Source organism: Streptomyces sp. MS06, from assembly GCF_047200655.1.
Lineage (GTDB): Bacteria > Actinomycetota > Actinomycetes > Streptomycetales > Streptomycetaceae > Streptomyces.
In genome coordinates this window covers 19,456-38,082 of record NZ_JBJZOJ010000029.1, presented here as the reverse complement: position 1 = coordinate 38,082, position 18,627 = coordinate 19,456, and the positions used below count along the sequence as shown (strand labels likewise).

The 18,627-nt window shown below is 71.4% G+C and carries 15 protein-coding genes and 2 pseudogenes; 10 read left to right on the top strand and 7 right to left on the bottom strand.

Going from position 1 to position 18,627, the window contains the following annotated elements:
• Nucleotides 1-99 precede the first annotated feature (99 nt).
• Entirely contained in the window at nucleotides 100-666 is a 567-nt protein-coding gene (locus ACL02U_RS17560; RefSeq protein WP_412791787.1) for a TetR/AcrR family transcriptional regulator, read from the bottom strand.
• Nucleotides 667-753: 87 nt separating this feature from the next.
• On the opposite strand from ACL02U_RS17560, the gene ACL02U_RS17555 reads away from it, so the two are divergent.
• The 6 genes from ACL02U_RS17555 to ACL02U_RS17530 all read left to right on the top strand — a co-directional run bounded on the left by ACL02U_RS17555 (nucleotide 754) and on the right by ACL02U_RS17530 (nucleotide 4,403).
• Nucleotides 754-1,215 carry a nuclear transport factor 2 family protein gene (locus ACL02U_RS17555; RefSeq protein WP_412791786.1) on the top strand — a complete coding sequence of 154 codons (462 nt, stop codon included), beginning with the start codon at nucleotides 754-756 and terminating at the stop codon, nucleotides 1,213-1,215.
• Nucleotides 1,216-1,713: 498 nt separating this feature from the next.
• The gene (locus tag ACL02U_RS17550) at nucleotides 1,714-2,034 is read left to right on the top strand and encodes a carboxymuconolactone decarboxylase family protein (RefSeq protein WP_412791785.1); all 321 of its coding nucleotides are present in this window, start codon (nucleotides 1,714-1,716) and stop codon (nucleotides 2,032-2,034) included.
• 71 nt (nucleotides 2,035-2,105) lie between these two features.
• Nucleotides 2,106-2,540 (top strand): cupin domain-containing protein, encoded by a 435-nt coding sequence (locus tag ACL02U_RS17545; protein WP_412791784.1) that lies wholly within the window; start codon nucleotides 2,106-2,108, stop codon nucleotides 2,538-2,540.
• Entirely contained in the window at nucleotides 2,537-3,394 is an 858-nt protein-coding gene (locus ACL02U_RS17540) for an aldo/keto reductase (RefSeq protein ID WP_412791783.1), read from the top strand. The genes ACL02U_RS17545 and ACL02U_RS17540 overlap by 4 nt, the downstream gene beginning before the upstream one ends.
• Before the next feature lie 39 nt (nucleotides 3,395-3,433).
• The gene (locus ACL02U_RS17535) at nucleotides 3,434-3,598 is read left to right on the top strand and encodes a hypothetical protein (protein WP_412791782.1); all 165 of its coding nucleotides are present in this window, start codon (nucleotides 3,434-3,436) and stop codon (nucleotides 3,596-3,598) included.
• A 283-nt stretch (nucleotides 3,599-3,881) separates the two neighbouring features.
• Nucleotides 3,882-4,403 (top strand): SMI1/KNR4 family protein, encoded by a 522-nt coding sequence (locus ACL02U_RS17530; RefSeq protein WP_412791781.1) that lies wholly within the window; start codon nucleotides 3,882-3,884, stop codon nucleotides 4,401-4,403.
• 574 nt (nucleotides 4,404-4,977) lie between these two features.
• On the opposite strand, the gene ACL02U_RS17525 is transcribed toward ACL02U_RS17530, so the two are convergent.
• Nucleotides 4,978-6,117 carry a PucR family transcriptional regulator gene (locus ACL02U_RS17525; protein ID WP_412791780.1) on the bottom strand — a complete coding sequence of 380 codons (1,140 nt, stop codon included), beginning with the start codon at nucleotides 6,115-6,117 and terminating at the stop codon, nucleotides 4,978-4,980.
• A 132-nt stretch (nucleotides 6,118-6,249) separates the two neighbouring features.
• Here ACL02U_RS17525 and ACL02U_RS17520 point away from each other — a divergent pair, with 132 nt between their 5' ends.
• From ACL02U_RS17520 to ACL02U_RS17505, 4 genes and pseudogenes are all read left to right on the top strand, one after another.
• Entirely contained in the window at nucleotides 6,250-7,260 is a 1,011-nt protein-coding gene (locus tag ACL02U_RS17520) for a ferredoxin reductase (protein WP_412791825.1), read from the top strand.
• A 7-nt stretch (nucleotides 7,261-7,267) separates the two neighbouring features.
• The gene (locus tag ACL02U_RS17515) at nucleotides 7,268-8,386 is read left to right on the top strand and encodes a fatty acid desaturase family protein (protein ID WP_412791779.1); all 1,119 of its coding nucleotides are present in this window, start codon (nucleotides 7,268-7,270) and stop codon (nucleotides 8,384-8,386) included.
• A pseudogene (locus tag ACL02U_RS17510) lies at nucleotides 8,299-8,520 on the top strand (DUF6207 family protein); the annotation flags it as partial. The gene ACL02U_RS17515 and the pseudogene ACL02U_RS17510, both read left to right, overlap by 88 nt.
• Before the next feature lie 45 nt (nucleotides 8,521-8,565).
• A pseudogene (locus tag ACL02U_RS17505) lies at nucleotides 8,566-8,700 on the top strand (transposase); the annotation flags it as partial.
• An 889-nt stretch (nucleotides 8,701-9,589) separates the two neighbouring features.
• Here the strand turns inward: ACL02U_RS17505 and ACL02U_RS17500 are convergent.
• From ACL02U_RS17500 to ACL02U_RS17480, 5 genes are all read right to left on the bottom strand, one after another.
• Nucleotides 9,590-9,715, bottom strand: coding sequence for a hypothetical protein (locus ACL02U_RS17500; protein ID WP_412791778.1), 126 nt, complete (start codon nucleotides 9,713-9,715; stop codon nucleotides 9,590-9,592).
• A 343-nt stretch (nucleotides 9,716-10,058) separates the two neighbouring features.
• Complete coding sequence (locus ACL02U_RS17495) at nucleotides 10,059-11,345, bottom strand: TIGR02679 family protein (protein WP_412791777.1); 1,287 nt, start codon at nucleotides 11,343-11,345, stop codon at nucleotides 10,059-10,061.
• Nucleotides 11,335-15,438, bottom strand: coding sequence for a TIGR02680 family protein (locus tag ACL02U_RS17490; RefSeq protein ID WP_412791776.1), 4,104 nt, complete (start codon nucleotides 15,436-15,438; stop codon nucleotides 11,335-11,337). The genes ACL02U_RS17495 and ACL02U_RS17490 overlap by 11 nt, the downstream gene beginning before the upstream one ends.
• Nucleotides 15,435-16,961 (bottom strand): TIGR02678 family protein, encoded by a 1,527-nt coding sequence (locus ACL02U_RS17485; protein ID WP_240123518.1) that lies wholly within the window; start codon nucleotides 16,959-16,961, stop codon nucleotides 15,435-15,437. Before ACL02U_RS17485 ends, ACL02U_RS17490 begins: the two co-directional genes overlap by 4 nt.
• Nucleotides 16,958-18,481, bottom strand: coding sequence for a TIGR02677 family protein (locus tag ACL02U_RS17480; protein ID WP_240116622.1), 1,524 nt, complete (start codon nucleotides 18,479-18,481; stop codon nucleotides 16,958-16,960). The genes ACL02U_RS17485 and ACL02U_RS17480 overlap by 4 nt, the downstream gene beginning before the upstream one ends.
• Nucleotides 18,482-18,627: the final 146 nt, after the last annotated feature.

Genomic DNA, 18,627 nt, shown 5'->3' with positions numbered 1-18,627 from the left:
GACGGGGGGCAAATCGCGGTCGGACGGGGGTCGGATCGCGGTCGGACGGGCCGGCGGCACCCCAGGGCCGACGAACGGGTCGTCTGCGGCGGCCGGGGGTCAAGGTGCCCCGAGCAGCGCCGCGACGGCTGCGCGGGCGTGGCGGGCCGGGGCCGGGTCGCCGCTGATACCGGCCGTCACGATGGCTCCCTCGGCGAGCAGGAAGACCGGTTCGGTCACCGGTACCCCGGTGGCTCGCACCCACAGTGCGATCTGTTCGCGGAACGCCTGCTTGTGGGAGCGGACTTCGGCGAGCACCGCCTCGGACGACGCACCCAGTTCGGCGTGGGCGTTCACCCACGCGCACCCGCGGAAACCCGGCTGTGCGAACCACTCGGCAAGCCAGTCGAAGACCGCAAGCACGCGCTCGCGGGGGTGTTGGACCTGTTCCACGTGGGCTGCCAGGCTTCCCCTCCACCGCCGGTCGCGCCGTTCGAGCATCGCCACGACCAGATCCTCCTTCGTCGCGAAGAAGCGGTAGATCCGTTTCAGCGGCAGTCCGGATGCCGCGCGGACCTCGTCCATCCCGGTCGCCCGGATGCCCCGCCCGTAGAAGAGGCTCTCCGCTGCGTCGAGCAGCACTTCGCGGTCCAGGCGGTTCTGCTCCTCGGTGATCGGGGCCGGCATACGGGGCTCCTTGACGTAGAGAACGATCGTTCCCTACGTTAGTGCCCCACCGATGGAGAACGCTCGTTCTCAACCGAGGAGGACGCGATGCCGGAAGATCGCCCGCCCCACCCGCCGTTCACGCGGGAGACCGCCCTGCGGAAGGTCCAGGCCGCCGAGGACGCATGGAACACCCGCGACCCGCGGCGGGTCGCATCGGCCTACACCCGGGACTCGACATGGCGGAACCGGGACGTGTTCGTCAACGGCCGCGAGGAGATCGTCGCCTTCCTGACGCAGAAGTGGGAGCGCGAACTGGACTACGCGCTGCGCAAGAGCCTCTGGGCGTTCCACGAGGACCGGATCGCCGTCCGATTCCAGTACGAGTGGCACGATGCGGGGGGCAGGTGGTGGCGCAGCCACGGCAACGAACTGTGGGAGTTCGACGAGCGCGGTCTCATGCGACGCCGCGAGGCGAGCATCAACGATGTCGCCATCACCGAGGGCGGTCGACGCATCCACGGCCCCCGGCCCGCGGACGAGTACGGGGCCGACATCCCGATCCGCTGACCCTTCGACCCGCTCCTCGGACCGAAGGACCCCATTGCCGATCTTCCGTTTTCGAGGAGTGCCCAAGGAGACGGGCCGGGTGGGCACGGCGCGAGGCGCCCGGACGGCAGTCGGATCTTCGGGTGGCGCCGGACGGCGGGGCGGAGGCGACCGCTTCCGGGATCCGGAACTCCGCTGAGGTTGCCGCCTCCGAAGGAGGGCAGGCCGGCCTGCTGTGGGGTGATCTCGGCACGGCGGGTGGCGAGAACTCCCGGATCGTGGGCGGTGTCCATGCCGTCCGCGCTGGGCGGGGCGGCTCGGGGCTGGGGGGTTCTGTCGGTACCTGTAACGGCAGTGCCTTCCGTGAGGCTGTGAGCTGCGGTTTCCTCAATGGTGGCAACGGATGCGGTCCGGTCGCGAAGAACGGGGAACCCGCCTGCGGGATGCCTGCCGACCCGGAGTGGCCGAGAGTGGACACCGCCGCATCCTCGTGTTCGTACCGTCGCAGGGAGACACCTCATGGCGAAGCAGTCCGCGCCCCGGGAGCTGGCCGGCATCGCGCCGAAGCTCGTCGAGATCACCGACGAAGTCCTGTTCCAGGATGTGTGGGAGCGCCCCGGGCTCTCCCCGCGGGACCGCAGCCTGGTCACGGTCGGTGTGCTGGCCGCCCTCTACCGCAGCGAGCAGCTTCCGTACCACCTGGGTGTGGCACTGGACAACGGGCTCACGGTCGAGGAGCTGTCGGAGGCGATCACACACCTGGCGTTCTACGCCGGATGGCCCAACGCCATGACGGCGATCGCCCTGCTGAAGAAGATCGCGGACGAGCGCTCAGCCTGATCATCGGCTCGAGCAGCACAACGGTGCCCCACACGGTCGGCGGGGCGTGTTGGATCAAGAGAAGGAACGAGATGACTGACAACGGTTTTGATCAGATATTCCCCCTCGGGGAGAAGAACGACGCCTTCGCGCAGTACTTCACCGGCCAGAGCTACCTGGCCCCACTCGCCTCGGGGAGCGTTCCCGTCAGTAACGTCTCCTTCGAGCCGGGGTGCCGCAACAACTGGCACATCCACCACGGCACGGGCGGCGGCGGTGACCAGATTCTGCTGTGCACGGCGGGCAGCGGCTGGTACCAGGCCGAGGGCGAGGACCCCGTCAGCATGGAGCCGGGAACAGTGGTCCGGGTCCCGGCGGGCACGAAGCACTGGCACGGCGCGAAGGCCGACTCGTGGTTCTCCCACGTCGCCTTCATCACTCCGGGCGAGGACGTCGACAACGAATGGCTTGAGCCGGTCACCGACGAGGTGTACGGGCGACTGCACAGGAACGGAGCGAACGCATGACCATCCTGGACGAGACCTACACGCTGTCCAACGGCGTCCAGATTCCCAAGCTGGGGCTCGGCACCTGGTTCATCGACGACGACAAGGTGGCCGACGCGGTCCGCGCAGCCGTGGAACTCGGCTACCGCAACATCGACACCGCCCAGGCGTACGGCAACGAGCGCGGCGTCGGCAAGGGGGTGCGCAGCGCGGGAGTGCCCCGGGACGAGCTGTTCGTCTCGACCAAACTCGCGGCGGAGATCAAGGACTACGACCAGGCACTGGCCGCGATCGACGGCTCTCTCGGGGAGCTGGGCCTGGACCGCATCGACCTGATGCTGATCCACAGCCCGCAGCCGTGGAACGACTTCCGCGGCGGCGACTACGCCCAGGGCAACCGCGAGGCATGGCGTGCCCTGGAGGACGCCCACCAGGCCGGCAAGATCCGCTCCATCGGAGTCTCCAACTTCCAGCAGCGCGACCTGGAGAACATCCTCTCGAGCGCAACCGTCGTCCCGCACGTGAACCAGCTGCTCGTGCACGCCGGCAACACCCCCTCCGGCCTCCTGGCCTATTGCGAGAACAAGCAGATCCTCGTCGAGGCGTACTCGCCGATCGCCCACGGCGCGATCCTGAAGAACGCCGAGGTCCAAGCCATGGCGGAGAAGTACGGCGTGTCCGTCCCCCAGCTGTGCATCCGCTACACCCTGCAGCTGGGCACGGTGTCGCTGCCCAAGACGGCGAACCCCGAGCACATGCGGTCCAACGCCGAGGTCGACTTCGAGATCTCCGGCGCCGACATGGACGTCCTGCGCGACCTGCGCGACGTGGACTACGGCGAGCACAGCGCCTTCCCCGTCTACAGCGGGAAGTGACGCCGGACGCGCGCCACCTCGCGCCGGCACCGGTCGGCCGTGACGCACCGAGCCGGACGCATCCGCGCCGACCACGCCGGCATCAAGGTGGCGTTCACTGATGCGCTGACCCGGATCCTTTCCGGCAGCGGAGGTGGTGGCGGTCGGTTCTGCTCCTGGCCGTTCCGGGTGGGCAGGGTGGCGGAACGGGTGGCGCGGCCGTAGGTGCCGGTGGCGGTGGCGCTTTGGATGTGTTTGCCGTGGACGGCGAGGGTGCAGCGGACGGTGCCGCCGTGCAGCGGACGACAACGTCACCTACCCGGAGGAGGACGACGGCGCGAGGTCGGCGTACTGCTACGACCCCAAGACACGCTACTCGCTGCGCCAGTGGGACGCCGAGACCACGAAGTCGTGGACCTCGTTCAACCCGACGACCTACTGCGACCCGTCCGCACCATGGTCAACTCCGAGACCGACACCAGTACGACCTGCCAGAAGGGGCACAGCGGTGGCAACGCTTCCAGAGATCCAAACCCTCTTGGGGGTGCCCCGGTTCAACTGGTCGGATCCGACGCCGTGGATCGAATTGGAGCAGGAACTCGGCATCACGTTCCCTACGGACTTCCATGAGATCGTCGACGCCTACGGGTCGTTCGTCATCAACGGGCAGTTGTATCTGGAGCACCCCGCCGGCCACCTTCTGCACGATCTGGGAACAATGATCAGGAATGATCTCGAACTCTGGCGCGAGGAGGACATGGCCGAGTTCCTGCCGAGCCCGGTAGGGGCAATGCCGGGCGAGTTGATGCCGGTGGCGACGGCCACGACGGGCGAGGCGGTCTTCCTTCGCGTTCCCGACGACTCCGCGTCGCCCTGGCGCGTCGTCGTCCAGGAGTTCGACAGCCTGGCGTGGACACTCTACGAGATGAGCTTCAGCGATTGGCTGCTGGCCTATCTCAAGGGCAGAGACGTCACGTTGTGTTCGCGCAACCTTGCACCTGACGGTCCCTCCTGGAAATTCCTTCCCTGATCGCTGTACGGCCGGGGCCTGCAGCTGCGATACGGGCGCGACTGCCGCTGGTATCCGTACCGGGAGCGGTCCGGCACCTGGTGGCCCGCCGGGCCGCCCGCGCACGACCCCGTGCCGGCGCTCGCCGAGCTCCTCGACGGCTGACCGCCGCCCGACCGCCTTTCACGTGCTCCCCCGCCCGCCGCCCGCCGCCCGCCGCCCGCCGCCCGCCGCCCGCCGCCCGCCGAGCCAGGCTCCAACGAGCCTCCAGGTGTGGAAACCGCCATGGGGATCAACGCGTTCGCCGACCCCGGCGGGACGCGGACCGGAAGGAGGCATGGTGGAGGGCACCACCAGCCGCCGGCGATCGATCCGACAGGGCAGGACCGGCAGGAGTTGACCGAATCACAACGGGGCCGGCCTGCTGCACCATGATCGCGTCGCCCAACCGGACCGTCCCGGCTTACAGGACCTCCAGGTGGACACCGAGGCACGAGAGCCGCCGCAGGTCGAACACGGGGACGCGGTGCTCGGGGGGCGACCCCGCGCATGGTGCCGGGATCCGCCGGGAGTTCGTGGACGGTCGAAGTACGCGTCAGCTGACCCGAAGACCGACCGCCAGCGTCAGTTCAAGGACCCGGTGTGGCGACGCGAGATCCGGAAACAGGTCCCGCAGCTGCGACATCCGGTACCGGACTGTCTGGGGATGGACGTACAACGCTGCCGCCACCTCGTCCCGCCTGCCCTGGTGCAGCAGCCACGCCCGCAACGTCTCCTCCAGCCGCCGTGCGGTCGCGACAGGCAAGGTGTGCAACGGTGCGAGGGCTCGCGCGCGCAGGTCCGCCAACGCGTCCACGTCGGCGCTCAGCACCAGCTCGGGCAGGTGGTCCTCGGTGTCGCGAATATCAGAGGAGAGGGAGCGCGCGCGTACGGCTCGTGCGTACGAGGCGGACGCACGAGTCCATGGCCGGGCCGGGCCGACCACTGCGGTGCGGTCGGTCAGCTGCCGCAAGAGATGTGATCGGTCGGCATCGGGGACGAGCAGCACACCGGTGGCGTCCGGCAGATCGTCGAGGACGAGGGTGCCCGGGTCGAGCGCGCGGTAGGCGGGCCGGGCCTGGGCGGCGGGCAGCAGGACCGCGGTCACCGAAACCGGAGGCTGCCACCCGGCCCGTTGAGCAGAGGCCAGCAACACGTCCGGGCTCGCGCCGGCGAGAAGGTCGCGGGCCAGGTGTTCCAGGTGGCGCTCGTGGGCCCTGCCCCGGGCGGCCAGTTCGTCGGCGTGGCCCGCGGCGCTCGCGGCGGAGAGCTCGTCGATGTAGGCGAAGGTCAGCTCGGCGAACTTGGCCACCTCGGCGGCGGGCAGACCTGCGGGTACGGCACCCGCTGCCAGGCATCGCCAGGCCACGCGGGCGCCGACGCGGTAGGCGCTGAGCAGGGCGTCCATCGAACGGCCGTCGCGCACCTCGCCGCGGCCCAGCTCGTAGGCCGCGTCACCGGCGTCGCCGCCCGTGGCGTTCCCGCTCGCGAGGTCCAGGTAGTGCCCCAGGGCGGTGCGGACGGCTCGGCGGATGGTGGCGCCCATGTGGCCCGACAGGGCGTTGGCGTAGGAGGGAACTTCGTCCATGATCGCCTGGACGACCTCGTCGGCGGTGGTCTTCAGCGCGGCCCTCAGTGCGGTGACCGTCGTCTCGTCCAGGGCCAGTTCGCTGGCCCTCCGGGTTGCATGGCTCACGTCTTTGTTCCCTGCGAACAATTCTGCCGACCAGATTTACGTCCTGCGGTCAGGACTTTACGCCCTGAGGCGCAGCAAGCTGGAGTCATGACGAGTGCAACCCTCCGCGGCAGGGGGTGGAAACTGCTGGAGATGGTCACGACGCCGCTGCTGCCGTCGGACTACCTCGACCTGGTCAGCCCGCTGCGTGCGGGCGCTGACCTGCGTGGGCGCATCGAGGCCGTGTACCCCGAGACGGGTGACGCCGTGACTGTCGTGATCAGGCCGGGGCGGGGCTGGCGCGGCCACACAGCCGGTCAGTACGTGCGGATCGGGGTCGACGTCGACGGGGTGCGCCTGTGGCGTGCCTACTCCATCACCTCGCCGACAGACCGCCAGGACGGCCGCGTCACGATCACCGTGAAGGCGATCCCGGACGGCAAGGTCAGCAACCACCTGGTCCGCAGGGTGAAACCGGGCACGCTGATCCAGCTCGACCAGGCGACCGGTGACTTCGTGCTGCCGCAGGCCAAGCCCGCCAAGGTGCTCTACCTGACGGCCGGAAGCGGCATCACGCCCGTGATGGGCATGCTGCGCGACAACGAGTTCGACGACGCCGTCATGGTCCACTGCGCACCCCGGCCGCAAGACGTGATCTTCCGCAGCGAGCTGCACGACCTGGTCGCGGCCGGGAAGCTGCGGCTCACCGAGGTGCACACCGCCACGGACGGCATGCTCGACATGGCCCGTCTCGACGAAATCGTGCCCGACTGGGCCGAGCGCGAGACCTGGGCTTGCGGGCCGGCGGGCCTGCTCGACGCCGCCGAAAAGCACTGGATCGAGCACGGCGTACAAGAGCGCCTGCACACCGAACGCTTCCGCCCCAGCATCATCGTCGCCGGCGACGGAGGCGAGGTCACGTTCAGCGCCACCGGCAAGACCGTCGACGCGGACGGCGCCACGCCGTTGCTGGACATCGGCGAGGAGGCCGGCGTGCTCATGCCCTCCGGGTGCCGTATGGGCATCTGCTTCGGCTGCGTCACGCCGCTCAAGGCGGGCGCCGTCCGCGACCTGCGCACCGGCGAGATCACCGAGGCCGAGCCGGGCGTCCTCATCCAGACCTGCGTGTCCGCCGCAGCGGGCCCCTGCGACATCGAACGGTAGGAGCATCTTGACCGCCATCGACCCCACCGACCACCTGACCGCGGAGCAGATCGAGGACCTCGGCCGTGAGCTGGACGCGATCCGCGACGAGGTGATCGCCGGCCGCGGGGAGAAAGACGCCGCCTACATCCGTAAGGTCATCTCGGCGCAGCGCAAGCTGGAGCTGGTCAGCAGGGGCGTGCTGCTGTTCTCGATCTTCCCGCCGGCGTGGCTGCTCGGCACCGCCGGTCTGTCCGTGGCGAAGATCATGGACAACATGGAGATCGGCCACAACATCCTGCACGGCCAGTGGGACTGGATGCGGGACCCGAAGATCCACTCCACCACCTGGGACTGGGATCACGTCTCGCCGGCCGACCAGTGGAAGCACTCGCACAACGAGCTGCACCACACGTACACCAACGTGATCGGCAAGGACAACGACCTCGGCTACGGCATCATGCGCGTCGACGAGGACCAGAAGTGGCACCCGTTCCACCTCGGCCAGCCGCTGTGGAACTTCATCAACGCCTGTTTCTTCGAGTACGGCATCGCGGCGTACGACCTGGAGCTCGGCAAGAACCTGAACAAGCGCCGCCGCAAGAACCCGGAGTTCCGCGCGCGGGCCAAGGCCGTGGGCCGCAAGATCCGCAAGCAGGTGCTCAAGGACTACGTGATCCACCCGCTGCTGTCGGGCCCGTCGTTCCTCCCCACGCTCGCCGCCACGTTCACCGCGAACCTGGTCCGCAACATCTGGTCCCACTCGGTGATCATGTGCGGGCACTTCCCCGAGGGCGTGCAGGTCTTCGAGCGCCGGTCGATCAAGGGCGAGACACGCGGCCAGTGGTACCTGCGCCAGATGATGGGCTCGGCGAACATCAGCGGCAGCAGGGCCATGCACTTCATGACGGGCAACCTGTCGCACCAGATCGAGCACCACCTGTTCCCGGACCTGCCGAGCAACCGCTACGCCGAGGTCGCCGTGAAGGTGCGTGCGCTGTTCGAGAAGTACGAGCTGGAGTACGTCACCGGACCGCTGCCCAAGCAGGTGTTCTCCGCGTGGCGCAAGGTCTTCCGGCTCTCGCTGCCGAACAAGAAGCCCGAGGTCGGAACGCCGGACCGCGAGCAGGAGCTCGTCGCGGCCTGATTCCCGGTACTGGTTCGGATCTTTCGGCCGAACCCGGCGGCACCGCCGGGTTCGGTGAGATCGGCAGCGGACGGTGGGCCACCGCGACATCAGACGGTACGACACGGGATCCGCGGCAGCCCGGTGTCCGGCTGCGCTGCCTGACGTGCGCCAGGAGTTCGGCACACAGCCCACGGCGAGGTGTTGCAGTGCGCTGCCTTGTCATGGTCGGCGACGGCAGCAGCTTCCCGAGCGCCGCCCACCTGGCCTCCTACGCCGGCCTCGCACCGGCCACCAGATCCTCGAGGACCGCCATCCACGGCGCACGACCACCGATCGCTCCCGGCATGACGGGTGGGCGGGTGCGCTCGTAGATCAGGCGTTCCTCCGAGAGCAGCAAAGGATCAAGGACCGCGTACGGCCGCCGACCGCATGGTGCGTGCCAGTGCAGCCGATCTCACGGCCCGAAGCCGCACCGGAGCGCTCCGGTGCGGCTTCGTCGTCTCACGGCTCCGCGCAGATGTCCCGTCAGACGTTCCCCGGCGGGTTAGCCGTATCACCCGCTACGGCAGAGTTGTCACGAGCTGGGCGGATCCTCCCGGTAGAGACGGCACCACACGCCCGTCTTCCCGGCAATGACCGGAACAGCAGGTCAGCAATCCAGCGCACCTTCGGTGCGCGCCGGGGGCGTGGTAAATGCCGTGGCGCGCGCCGGGGGTGCTTCTGTCTGCCCTGACGTGGACTGATGGGGTACGGGACGCTGAGCTGGTTCGTTCCGGCCGAAACCGAAGCCTCTGTGATGCCGGTGAGCTCGCAGGTCAGCATGGTGCTGGGGACCGCCCACGGGAACCGTGGAGTATTGCTGCGAAGCACGTGCGTCAGAATTCCTGATCCGCCCTGGTCCTCCCGGAACGACGCACCCGGCTGTCCGGCGAGGGAGGGAGCAAGGCCGTGGATGTGCTGCACGAACGCTGCGCCGGCCTCGACATCAGCAAGAAGTGAACCGCCGACTTGTATGGGGGTAGCGGGACGCGGTCGGGTTGGCCGCTCGTAGCGTGCCGTAGGAGACCGCGACCCGGCCGCTCGAAGAGTCCGATGATCCGAACATCGACTGATCACATCCTGCCGACCATGGGAAACGGGAGCCGTCGGGGAAGCCGAGCGTCGGGCGACGGCAACCAGGACATCAGGGTGGGCGGGGGGCAGAGGCTGAGGGCGGCGCGCTCATGACCACAGGTCACGCTGGCGCGTGAACGACCATTCCCAGTCATGCCGTCGGGATTGATGCAACTTCTCAAGGAACTCCAGGTACTCGTCCTCGTATTCACGGCACTTGATGATCGCCACCATGACCGCATTCTTGCCGTTCCCTCTGACAGGCGCGCCTCTTCTCGCCATCTAGGCAGACAGTTTGAGGAACCCGTCGTCCACGTAAGTCAGCCCCCCGTCATTGCGCCGTGCATCGACCGGCTGTCCGTCCAGAAGCAAGTCTTGGGCGCGGCACTCCCTCGGGCGCAGGGGCCACAGGCAGTGCTGCCCTTCCGACGGTCAGCGGGGGCTGCCTGGAGGGTGACCAGCTCACCCCGCAGGATCCTCCCCCTTCTCGCTCCGGACGCCGGCTCGCACATCGTGACCCACCGAGGACTGTCCACCAGCCCACAACCGGCGCGGTACGCCCCCACTCCGCCCCGGCTCAGGTACGGGTGAGGTCGGCCAGGAGTGCGGGCAGCAGGCGCTCCTCCATGACGGCGTGGCCCGACTTCTCCATGTCCTGGGCCAGTCGGGGATCCCAGGGGCTGGCTGCGGGGGGTCCGGCCAGGGGGGTGGACTCGCCCTGGCCGAGGGCGTCACGGTAGTCGGCGGCGGTCATGCGCCAGAGGCGGGCCCCGTGGCGTTCCACGGCGGCGGCGGTGATGCGCAGGCCCGCCCAGTCGAAGTCGGCGCGCCAGTGCAGCCGGGCGCCGGCCCGTGCGGCGTCGCCGAGCAGCTTGTGGCAGGCGGCGGACGGTACGCCCTCGGTGCACACGAGGGCTGCGCTCTCGGCTTCGAGTTCGGCGGCGGCCGTGCGCAGGACGGCCGGGTTCTCGCACACGAAGATGTCACGGTCGGCGAGGACGACAGGGTCAGACGCGAGCTGGTGGAGCGTGAGCCGGAACGGGATGCCGAAGTCGGCGGCGTCGCGCAGCCAGTCGCAGACCACTGTGTCGCCCTCGGGCCGGATGCCCAGGACGAGGACCTGGCTGGCGAGGTCGTCGGCGATGGCGCCCGCGCTCTCCCACAGGGCTCGGCGTCCGGACCGGTCGCGCGGGACGTCGCCGCCCGCGTACCGGCCGCCCGCGCGCAGAACGAGAGCGCGCAGGACGAGTTGTTCGAGCGGGGCGCCGGGGACGAGGGCCTTGGTGTCCCCCGTGGCCCATTCGGCGAGGACCGGCAGTGGTACGACGCGGGACGGGTCCCGAGGAAGTCCCTCCAGGACGCGCACCGCCGCGTCGACCAGGGACGCGTCCTCCCGGCGCAAGAGCCGGGTGAGCGTGCCGTCGGCGGCGAGGCGGTCCAGCCAGGCCGCGAACCAGTCCTCACCGGCGAGACGGCTGGAGCGGGCGGACGTCAGGGACTGTTCTCGGCGGGTGTCCTCGTCGGCGCGTTCGGCGGGCCGGTCGCGCAGGGGGCCGTTCAGCCGGCCGAGGGTCTGGAGCAGACCGGTGCCGTACCGGTCGTACAGATAGGCATCCAGGGCGGCGAGGGGTACGGCGAGGCGTTTGACCGTCTCGGGCCGGTAACGGCCGGTGACACCGATGACGGTGCGGCGCTCGGCCTCACTGGGGGCGGTGAGGCCGATCTCGCCGTCAAGCGCGCCCGAGGTGCGCTCGAGCCTGCGGCGGGCGGCGGTGAGCAGCCGGGTCCAGCCCTCGCTGCGGAGTTCCTCGTACGGCGGTTCCCCGTGTCGCGTTGTGTCCTGCCCGGGCAGCTCAGCCGACATCGGCGACCTCCTTCGGCCCCGGTACGCGGCGGGTGCCCGGCGAGCCGAGCGCGGTGGTGAGGTCTCCGGTGTCGTCGGCGAGCAGCTTCGCGCCGTCCCAGACGAGCAGCAGCGCGGAGACGGTGTGGTCGATCGCCGAGTGCGCGAGATCGTAGTGGGCGGCGGCGGGAACGGAGGCGTGCGCGGCCCACAGGTCGTAGCCGGTCATGAACAGGTCGAGGTCGAACTGCGCGGCCAGCGACATCAGTTCACCCCGCCCGGTGTCGTCGACTCCCGCGAACGCCTCGTCGAGGGCGAGCAGCCGCGGAGCGTGCGGATGCGCGGAGTTGAGCATGGCGTGCGCGGCGGCGAACAGCGGCAGGTGCAGGGACACCGACTGCTCGCCGCCGGAGAGGCGGCTGTGCCGGGCGCGGGTGAGCCGCTCCTCGCTCCGGTCCGGGCGTACCAGCTGGAAGGCGAACTGCCGCCAGCGCCGGTAGTCGAGGACCTGGGCCAGCAGTTCGCGGTAGGGCAGGTCGCGGCGGCGGGCGCGGGCGTTCTTGATCTGCGCCGCGAAGTGGGCGCGGATACGGGCGCGTTCCTCGGGACCGAGCCGGGCGGCGTCCGCGTCGAGGATGGTGCAGACGGAGCGCTGCTCGTCGTCGAGGTCGTCGGCGAGCAGCCAGCTCACGCCGACCGTCGTCCCCGAGGACATTCGGCGCCGGCGCATGTCGGTGTTCATGCGCCGGATGAGATCGCGGGCGTCGACCGTGCGGTCGTGGATCTGCTGGGCGAGCCGGGTGAGCAGGGCGTCCTCGAGGATGCGCTGCTCGGAGTCGCTGAGCAGTTCGGCCTGGTCGCGGCGGTGCCCGGCGATCTTCCCGGCGAAGGAGACGAGGGGCAGCGGGCCTTCCTCGTCGGCGACGCGGACGACGATGACGCCGTCGGAGCCGTCCCATTCGGGCCGGTAGTCCTGTCCGGCGGCGGCCAGTTGGGCCTGCAGGTCGTCCAGGGCCTTGGTGAGGCGGGTGACGGACTGCTTGACGCTGTTCTCGGTGGGGGTGAGGTCGCGGGTGGCGGCCAGGATCGCCTCGTGGACGGCGACCGCCGCGGCGGGCAGCTCCTCGCCGGCCCAGTCGGCCTCCTGGGCAGGCCAGGCGAGGCCAGGCGGACAGCGCAGGATGTCGAGGAGTTCGCGGGCCGCGTAGGGGGCGAGGCCCCGGGCGGTGTCCTTCTGCTCGGCGGCGGCGACGGCGCGGGCCTCGGCCGCCGCGGTAAGGCGGGCCTCGGCGGAGGCGGTGGCGGCGATGGCGGTGTGCAGGGCGGCGGTCGACATCTCGGCCGAGCGGACCGCGCCGTCGATGGCGTCCTCGGCCTCCTGCGCCTGGCGCATCACGTCCTGCGCCTCCGCGCCGACAGCCTCCTGGAGGGCGTCGAGCCGTGCGGCCTCCTCGGTGTGGCGGCGGCGCGCGGCGCGCTCGGCGTCCAGGGCCGCTTCCTCGTCCTCGGCGGCCGCGCCCAGTCGGTCGGCGGCGGCCTGTACGGCCTGGAGCTGGCGGTCGTGTTCGCGGCGGCGCGCGGCGAGTTCGCGTACCGCCGTCTCGAAGGCGCGGGTGGCGGTCTCGACGGCGTCGACGCGGTCGGTTTCGATGCGGTGCTCGGCGGCGGCGCGGCGCAGGGCGCGCTCGGCGACCGAGGCGGCGGCCGCGGCCTCGTCGTACGCGGCCTGGGCGGTGTCGGCGGCTTCGCGGGTGGCGCGCAGCCGGGCGGCGGCCCTGTCGAGTTCGCGCAGCGCGGCGGTGATGCCGGCGGTGCGGGGCAGGGCGGCACGGGCGGCGTCGTACGCCTCCAGAACGGCGTCCGTACGGGCTTGTTCGCGCGCCGACTCCTCCAGCTGGGCGGCGAGTTCGGCGAGGAGGGCCTCGCAGGCGGCGACGCGGGCGGCGCGGCGGCACTCGCGGGCGGTGGCGCCGACGTATTCGGCGTGCTCCTTGGTGTGCGCGCCGACGAGGACGCCGACGGTGTACCGGCCGTCCGGGGCGATCTGCGCGGCGGAGGAGCCGGGGTCGGAGGTGACGGCGACGGAGCGCAGTACGGCGATGACGCGCGCGGCGGGGATCGGTGTGCCGTCCTCGGGGCGCAGCAGGTCGGCGAGGCTGGGGCCGTCGACGGGGGTGCGGGCGTGCAGGTAGCCGTCGCTGTGCCCGGCCGCCACGGGGGTGTCCTCGGCGGTGACGAGGGCGTCGAGGAGCCCGGACGCCTCCAGGGCGGCTTCCAGACCGGACCGCTCGCCCTCCGTCAGGTGGTCGGCGAAGTCGACGAGTTGCCACAGCGGCACGCCGGTTTCCCCGGTGCGGTCGGCGGTGCGGCCGCGGGCGGCGGGTGGGGCGTCGTCGTGTTCGGCGGCGATGCGGTCGCGTTCGGCCTCGGTCTCGGCGCGGCGGCGTTCGAGGCCGGTGCGCTGGGCTCGCAGGGCTGCGAGGGTGTCGCGCAGCTCCCGCACGGCGGGGGCGGCGACCTCGTTGAAGGTGTCGGCGAGAGTGGCCGCTTCTGCTTCGCCGGTGAGATCGAGGGCTTCGGCAAAACGGTCGGCGGCGCCCTCGGGGAGCAGCGGACCGTGGGCCTGCGTCCACTGGGCCAGCGCCGCCAGCGCCTGCGCGCGGGCAGTCTCGACCGCCGACTCGGCATCGGACTCGGCGCTTTCGGCGCCCGTGACGGCCTCCTGGGCGCGGTCGAGGGCACTCCGGGTCAGAGCGCGGGTCTGCTCGGCGCCGCGGCAGCTCTGCTGAGCGGCGCGCACGGCGCGTACGCCTTCGTGCCGGGCGGCGGCGAGCGCGGCGGACCGCTCGGCAAGCCGGGCGGGCTCGGCGTCGGCCGGGGTCCAGCCGATGCCCGCGGTGTGGGCGTGGTCGGCGACCGCGGCGGCGTCGCGGGACACGGCGGCCTCGAGTTCGGCGGTGAGCCGGCCCGCGTGTTCGGCTTCGGCGCGGGCGCGGCCGGTGGCGGCGGTGCGGCGTTCGCGTTCGGCGGCGGCCTGCTGAGCGGTGTGCTCACAGGTGCGCACCAGGCGTTCCAGGTCGGCCAATTGCTCGATGGCCTGGTAGGCGGCGGAAGAGCGCAGCTGGTCGAGGCGGGCGCGCAGGGCGGTGAGCGCGGCGCCGGCGCTCTCGGCGCGGGTCTCGGCGGCGGTCTGCTGTTCCCGGGCCGAGTCGAGATCGGCTGCGGCGGTACGCAGGGCGGTGGTACGGACGGTGGTCTCGGTGCGGCGGGCGGTGAGCCGGTCGGCGGCCACCCGGGCGTGGACCCGCAGATAGGTGGAGTAACTGGCGAGGAAGGCCCGGGTGGCGTCGTCGGCGGCGGCCAGCCCCTCCATGGTGCGCTGCACGGACTCCATGTCGTCGAAGGAGCGGGCGGCTTCGGCGATGAGGTCATCGTCGAGGGGGCGCAGGCCCTCGGTGAGGGTGTCGGAGAGCTTGGCCGGGTCGAGGTTCTTGGCGAGCTGCGGGCGGCGCAGGGTGAGGATGAGGGTGAGCAGCTGCTCGTAGCGCTCCCGGCCGAGGCCGAACAGCCGCTGGTCGACGGCGGCGCGGTAGTCGGTCGGGGAGGCGATGAGCTCGTGGCCGAGCTCGGCGGCGAGCTGCTTCTTCGTGAGCGGCCGGTCGTCGTCGGTGAAGAGGGAGAAGTCCTCGCCGACGCGGCCGTCGGTGACGAAGTGCCAGCGGGCGGGGGTGTCCCGGTGGCGCTGGGCGTGCAGGCCGATGCCGCAGGTGACGGCCTCGCCGGTGGCGGGCTGCACGAACTCGATCCAGACGTAGCCGAGTGCGTTGTCCTGCCCGCGGAAGAGCAGGTTGGACTTCATGGTGCGGTCCTCGGCGGCGAATGGGTTGAGCCGCTTGGGGTCGATACGGCCGTCGAGGACGAACGGGAAGAGGACTTCGAGGGCCTTGGTCTTGCCGGAGCCGTTGGGCCCGCGCAGCACCAGCCAGCCGCCGGCGAAGGAGAACTCCTCGTCCCGGTAGTCCCAGAGGTTGACGATCCCGGCGCGGGTGGGGACGAATCGGGTGACCGGGGCGGGATCGGGGGCGTTGGCAGGTGTGGGAGCGGGGATGCTCACGCGGTCGGGTCCTTGAGGGTGTCGTCGGCGAACAGGACTGGCTGCGGTGCGGGTGTGCGGCTGACGGTCTCGCTTCCCTCGCGGGACTTCACCCGGGCGGTGACCCCGCGGTAGCGGGCGAGGAGCGGAAGCGCGAGGACTCCGCCGTCGACACGGGCGATCAGCGACATGGCGGCCAGCAGGTCGAGGACTTGACCGAGCAGCCGGTCCGGGTCCTCGCGCAGGTCGACGGCGAAGCCCTTGCCGTACTCGCCGACGATCTCCTTGAGCCTGCCGCGCAGCCAGGAGTCGGTGACGAAGGGGTAGCGGGTCTCCTCCGGCTCGTCCCGCTTCCGCTCCGCCTCGCGCGTCTCGTACGCCGGTTCCTCTTCGGGTGCGGAAAGTCCGGCGAGCCGGCCGCGCTCCGGGAGGGCGGCGTCGATACGGCGGACACGGCCGGCGAGGCGTTCGGCCGCCGTCGGGGCGGGCAGCAGGTCGGGGGCGTGCCGCCCGGTGCGCTGGGCGGCCGCGCTGATGCGTGCACCGAGCAGCAGCGCGGCCTGGGCGACGGTGCCACCGCCGGGGAAGCGGATGTCGGACAGCCTGCCGGAGGTGTCGACGAGTGCGACTCCCTCGGCGCGGCGCTCCACGCCGAGGCCGGTGAGGCGCTGAAGGTCCTCGGCGAGTGCGGGGGCCCGCAGCTGGCCGAGCAGCTCGGGGTCGGCGTCGGCGTAGTAGGCGACCGGGTTCTCGAGCACGAGGCGGCGGGCCCGGCGGGCCTGGTCGCGGCGCTGTGCGTGGCGGCCCGTGGCCAGGCCGAGCCCGCCGCCGGAGTCGAGGAGCCCGGTGACCGAGGTCAGGTGCTGCAGGACGCGGGAGGGCTGGTAGACGGCGGTGAGGATCTCGCGGTCGATGTCGTACAGGGCCTCCGCGCGCTCGGGGTCGCCGGCCCAGGCGGTGGCGGAGCCGTCGGCGAGGGCGAGGGCGCCACGTTCGGCGAGCCAGGTGACGGCGTCGACGAAGGCGTCCCGGTCGGCCTTGCGGGCGGTGTCCAGGCCGAGGCCGTCGATGCGTACGGCGTCGGCGGCGACCGCGTCGGCGAGTTCGCCGAGGGCGACCTGTGCGCCGTGGCGGCCGAGGGCGGCGAGAGTGAGGACGAGGTAAGCGTAGCGGCGCCGGTCGAAGGGACGGCCGGCACGGGTGACGGCGGGCCGCGTCGCGTCCAGGTGGTCCTGGGCACGCTGCAGCCGCGCGGTGTCGGCGGTGGTGACGAGCCGGTAGCCAAGGACCTCCATGAGGTCGGTGCGCAGCTGCTCGGCCCAGCGGCGTACGGTGGCGAGGGCCGCCCTGTCCGGGTAGGCGGGGGTGATCAGCGTATGCCGCAGGACCAGCCGAACCGCCTTCTGGTAGTCGGCGAGTTCGAGGGGCGAGACGGTCTCGGCGACGCGCCCCGCCCGCCCCCGGCCTCCGGCGGGAGGCGCCCCTGGCCCTCCTGTGCCGGGGGCGTCGGGCGACGGGCGGGAGTCCCGTGCTCCGGTGCTCATACGGTGACCTCCAGTCGCAGCCCGTCCAGGTGCAGGTCGCCGCGGACAGTGCGCACGGTGGTGGAACCCTCGGCGGGGGTGAGAGTGAGGCGTACGCCGTGGGCGGCCCCGGCGGCGGCGGTGACGGTGCGGCTCGCCGGGACGCGGGCGGCGAGCGCCACGTCCATCAGCCCCAGCAAAGCCCGCGTCTCGGCCTCGTCGAGCACCCTGCCGTACACGCCGTCCGACGCCAGGGACACGGCGGCGCGGCGGCGCTCGGCCTGCTCCTTCAGCTGCTCGGCGCGCAGCCGGGCCCGCTGCTCCTCGTTGCGTTCGACGCGGCCGGGGCCCCTGAGCGCCGGGCTGCGGCCGGACTGGACGAGAGTGCGCGCCAGCTCGACCGGTTCGGCCTCCCACCACGACGTACGCCCCGGGATCAGCTCGGGGTCGGCGTACGGGACGGCGATATGGCGGGGCGCGCCGAGCCCGAAGACCGCCTGGAAGAGGGCGTGCGCGTCGTCGTCGCTCTCGCAGGAGGTGAACCACTGGGCGAGGTGGCGCAGTTGACTCTCCCGACTCACCCCGCCGCGGCGGGCCTCGGTGACGCGGCGCAGCAGGGCGAGGACGGAGCGGATGGCGGTGACCGTGGCGTCCTGCAGCCGCTCGGCCTCGCTGTGCTCGCGCTCCGCGAACCAGTGGACGATGCCCTGCCACCGCTGCCGCCAGTCGTCGAGGCGTTCGGCGGGGCTGCGGAAGAGGCGCTCGTCGGCCTCTGCAGCATGCTCGACCATCCGGTCGACGCCGGTGGCCGCGGCGTTCTCGGCGGCTTCGGCGAGCAGCGGGGCGTAGCGGCCCAACTCGGCGGTGAACTCCCGCATGTGCGCGAGCAGGGCGTCCTTGTGGGCGAGGAACACCTCAGGCCGGGTGTCGTTGGTCCGCGCCAGGTCGCCGAGCATCAGGTAGAACCGGGCGGCGCGCTGCGCCATCTCACCCAGCACGGAGTCCAGTCGGCCGAGCTTGCGGTACACCTCCTCGGCGTCGCCCGCGGCGTTGGCCTCGGCCAGCGCGTGCAGGTCGGCGAGGATGTCGGGGAAGACCAGACGCGACAGCTGGGCGTCCTCCAGCCGCGCCCCCAGGACGTCCTCCACAGCCCGGTACGCCCGGTATCCGGCCTGGGTGAACTGGTAGACGTAGTGCCGGTTGCGGTACTCGGCCAGGTTCGCGGCGCGCGTCCCGTCGTAGCTGCGGTCCAGGACCCGCCACTCGGCGAGCGCGTCGAGCAGCGGCTGTACGTCGCCGACGGCGGCCGCACCGGGATGGTCCGCGGCGAACCGCTCCAGCAGCCTCGCGGCGTCCGAGGCGTGCAGCAGCACCTGATAGTTGGCCCGTCCCCGGTCGAAGGCACGCAGCAGCCACAGATAGTCGTGGCGCTTGTCGGCGGCGGCGAAGTGGAACAGCCGCAGCCGGTCGTCCAGGGTGAAGGCGTCGATGCCGAAGGCACCCTCGTCGGCAGCTTCCAGGGCCATGGACTCGTCGGTCACGGATGCGATGGCTCTCTCGTCCGGTCGGCTCGGGTCTGATGCGAACAGCGCCCAGTGTGCCAGTCCGCCGTACGGGTTATCGCCACGCCCGGCACCTTGCACTCCCTGCGCTAAAATGCGCCGCCTCACACCCCCCATGACGCCGA

Excerpts from the sequence above, each read along its gene's own strand:
- ACL02U_RS17560 (WP_412791787.1), bottom strand. The coding sequence starts at position 666 with ATGCCGGCCCCGATCACCGAGGAGCAGAACCGCCTGGACCGCGAAGTG.
- ACL02U_RS17555 (WP_412791786.1), top strand. The coding sequence starts at position 754 with ATGCCGGAAGATCGCCCGCCCCACCCGCCGTTCACGCGGGAGACCGCC.
- ACL02U_RS17550 (WP_412791785.1), top strand. The coding sequence starts at position 1,714 with ATGGCGAAGCAGTCCGCGCCCCGGGAGCTGGCCGGCATCGCGCCGAAG.
- ACL02U_RS17545 (WP_412791784.1), top strand. The coding sequence starts at position 2,106 with ATGACTGACAACGGTTTTGATCAGATATTCCCCCTCGGGGAGAAGAAC.
- ACL02U_RS17540 (WP_412791783.1), top strand. The coding sequence starts at position 2,537 with ATGACCATCCTGGACGAGACCTACACGCTGTCCAACGGCGTCCAGATT.
- ACL02U_RS17520 (WP_412791825.1), top strand. The coding sequence starts at position 6,250 with ATGGTCACGACGCCGCTGCTGCCGTCGGACTACCTCGACCTGGTCAGC.
- ACL02U_RS17500 (WP_412791778.1), bottom strand. The coding sequence starts at position 9,715 with ATGGTGGCGATCATCAAGTGCCGTGAATACGAGGACGAGTACCTGGAG.
- ACL02U_RS17495 (WP_412791777.1), bottom strand. The coding sequence starts at position 11,345 with ATGTCGGCTGAGCTGCCCGGGCAGGACACAACGCGACACGGGGAACCG.
- ACL02U_RS17485 (WP_240123518.1), bottom strand. The coding sequence starts at position 16,961 with ATGAGCACCGGAGCACGGGACTCCCGCCCGTCGCCCGACGCCCCCGGC.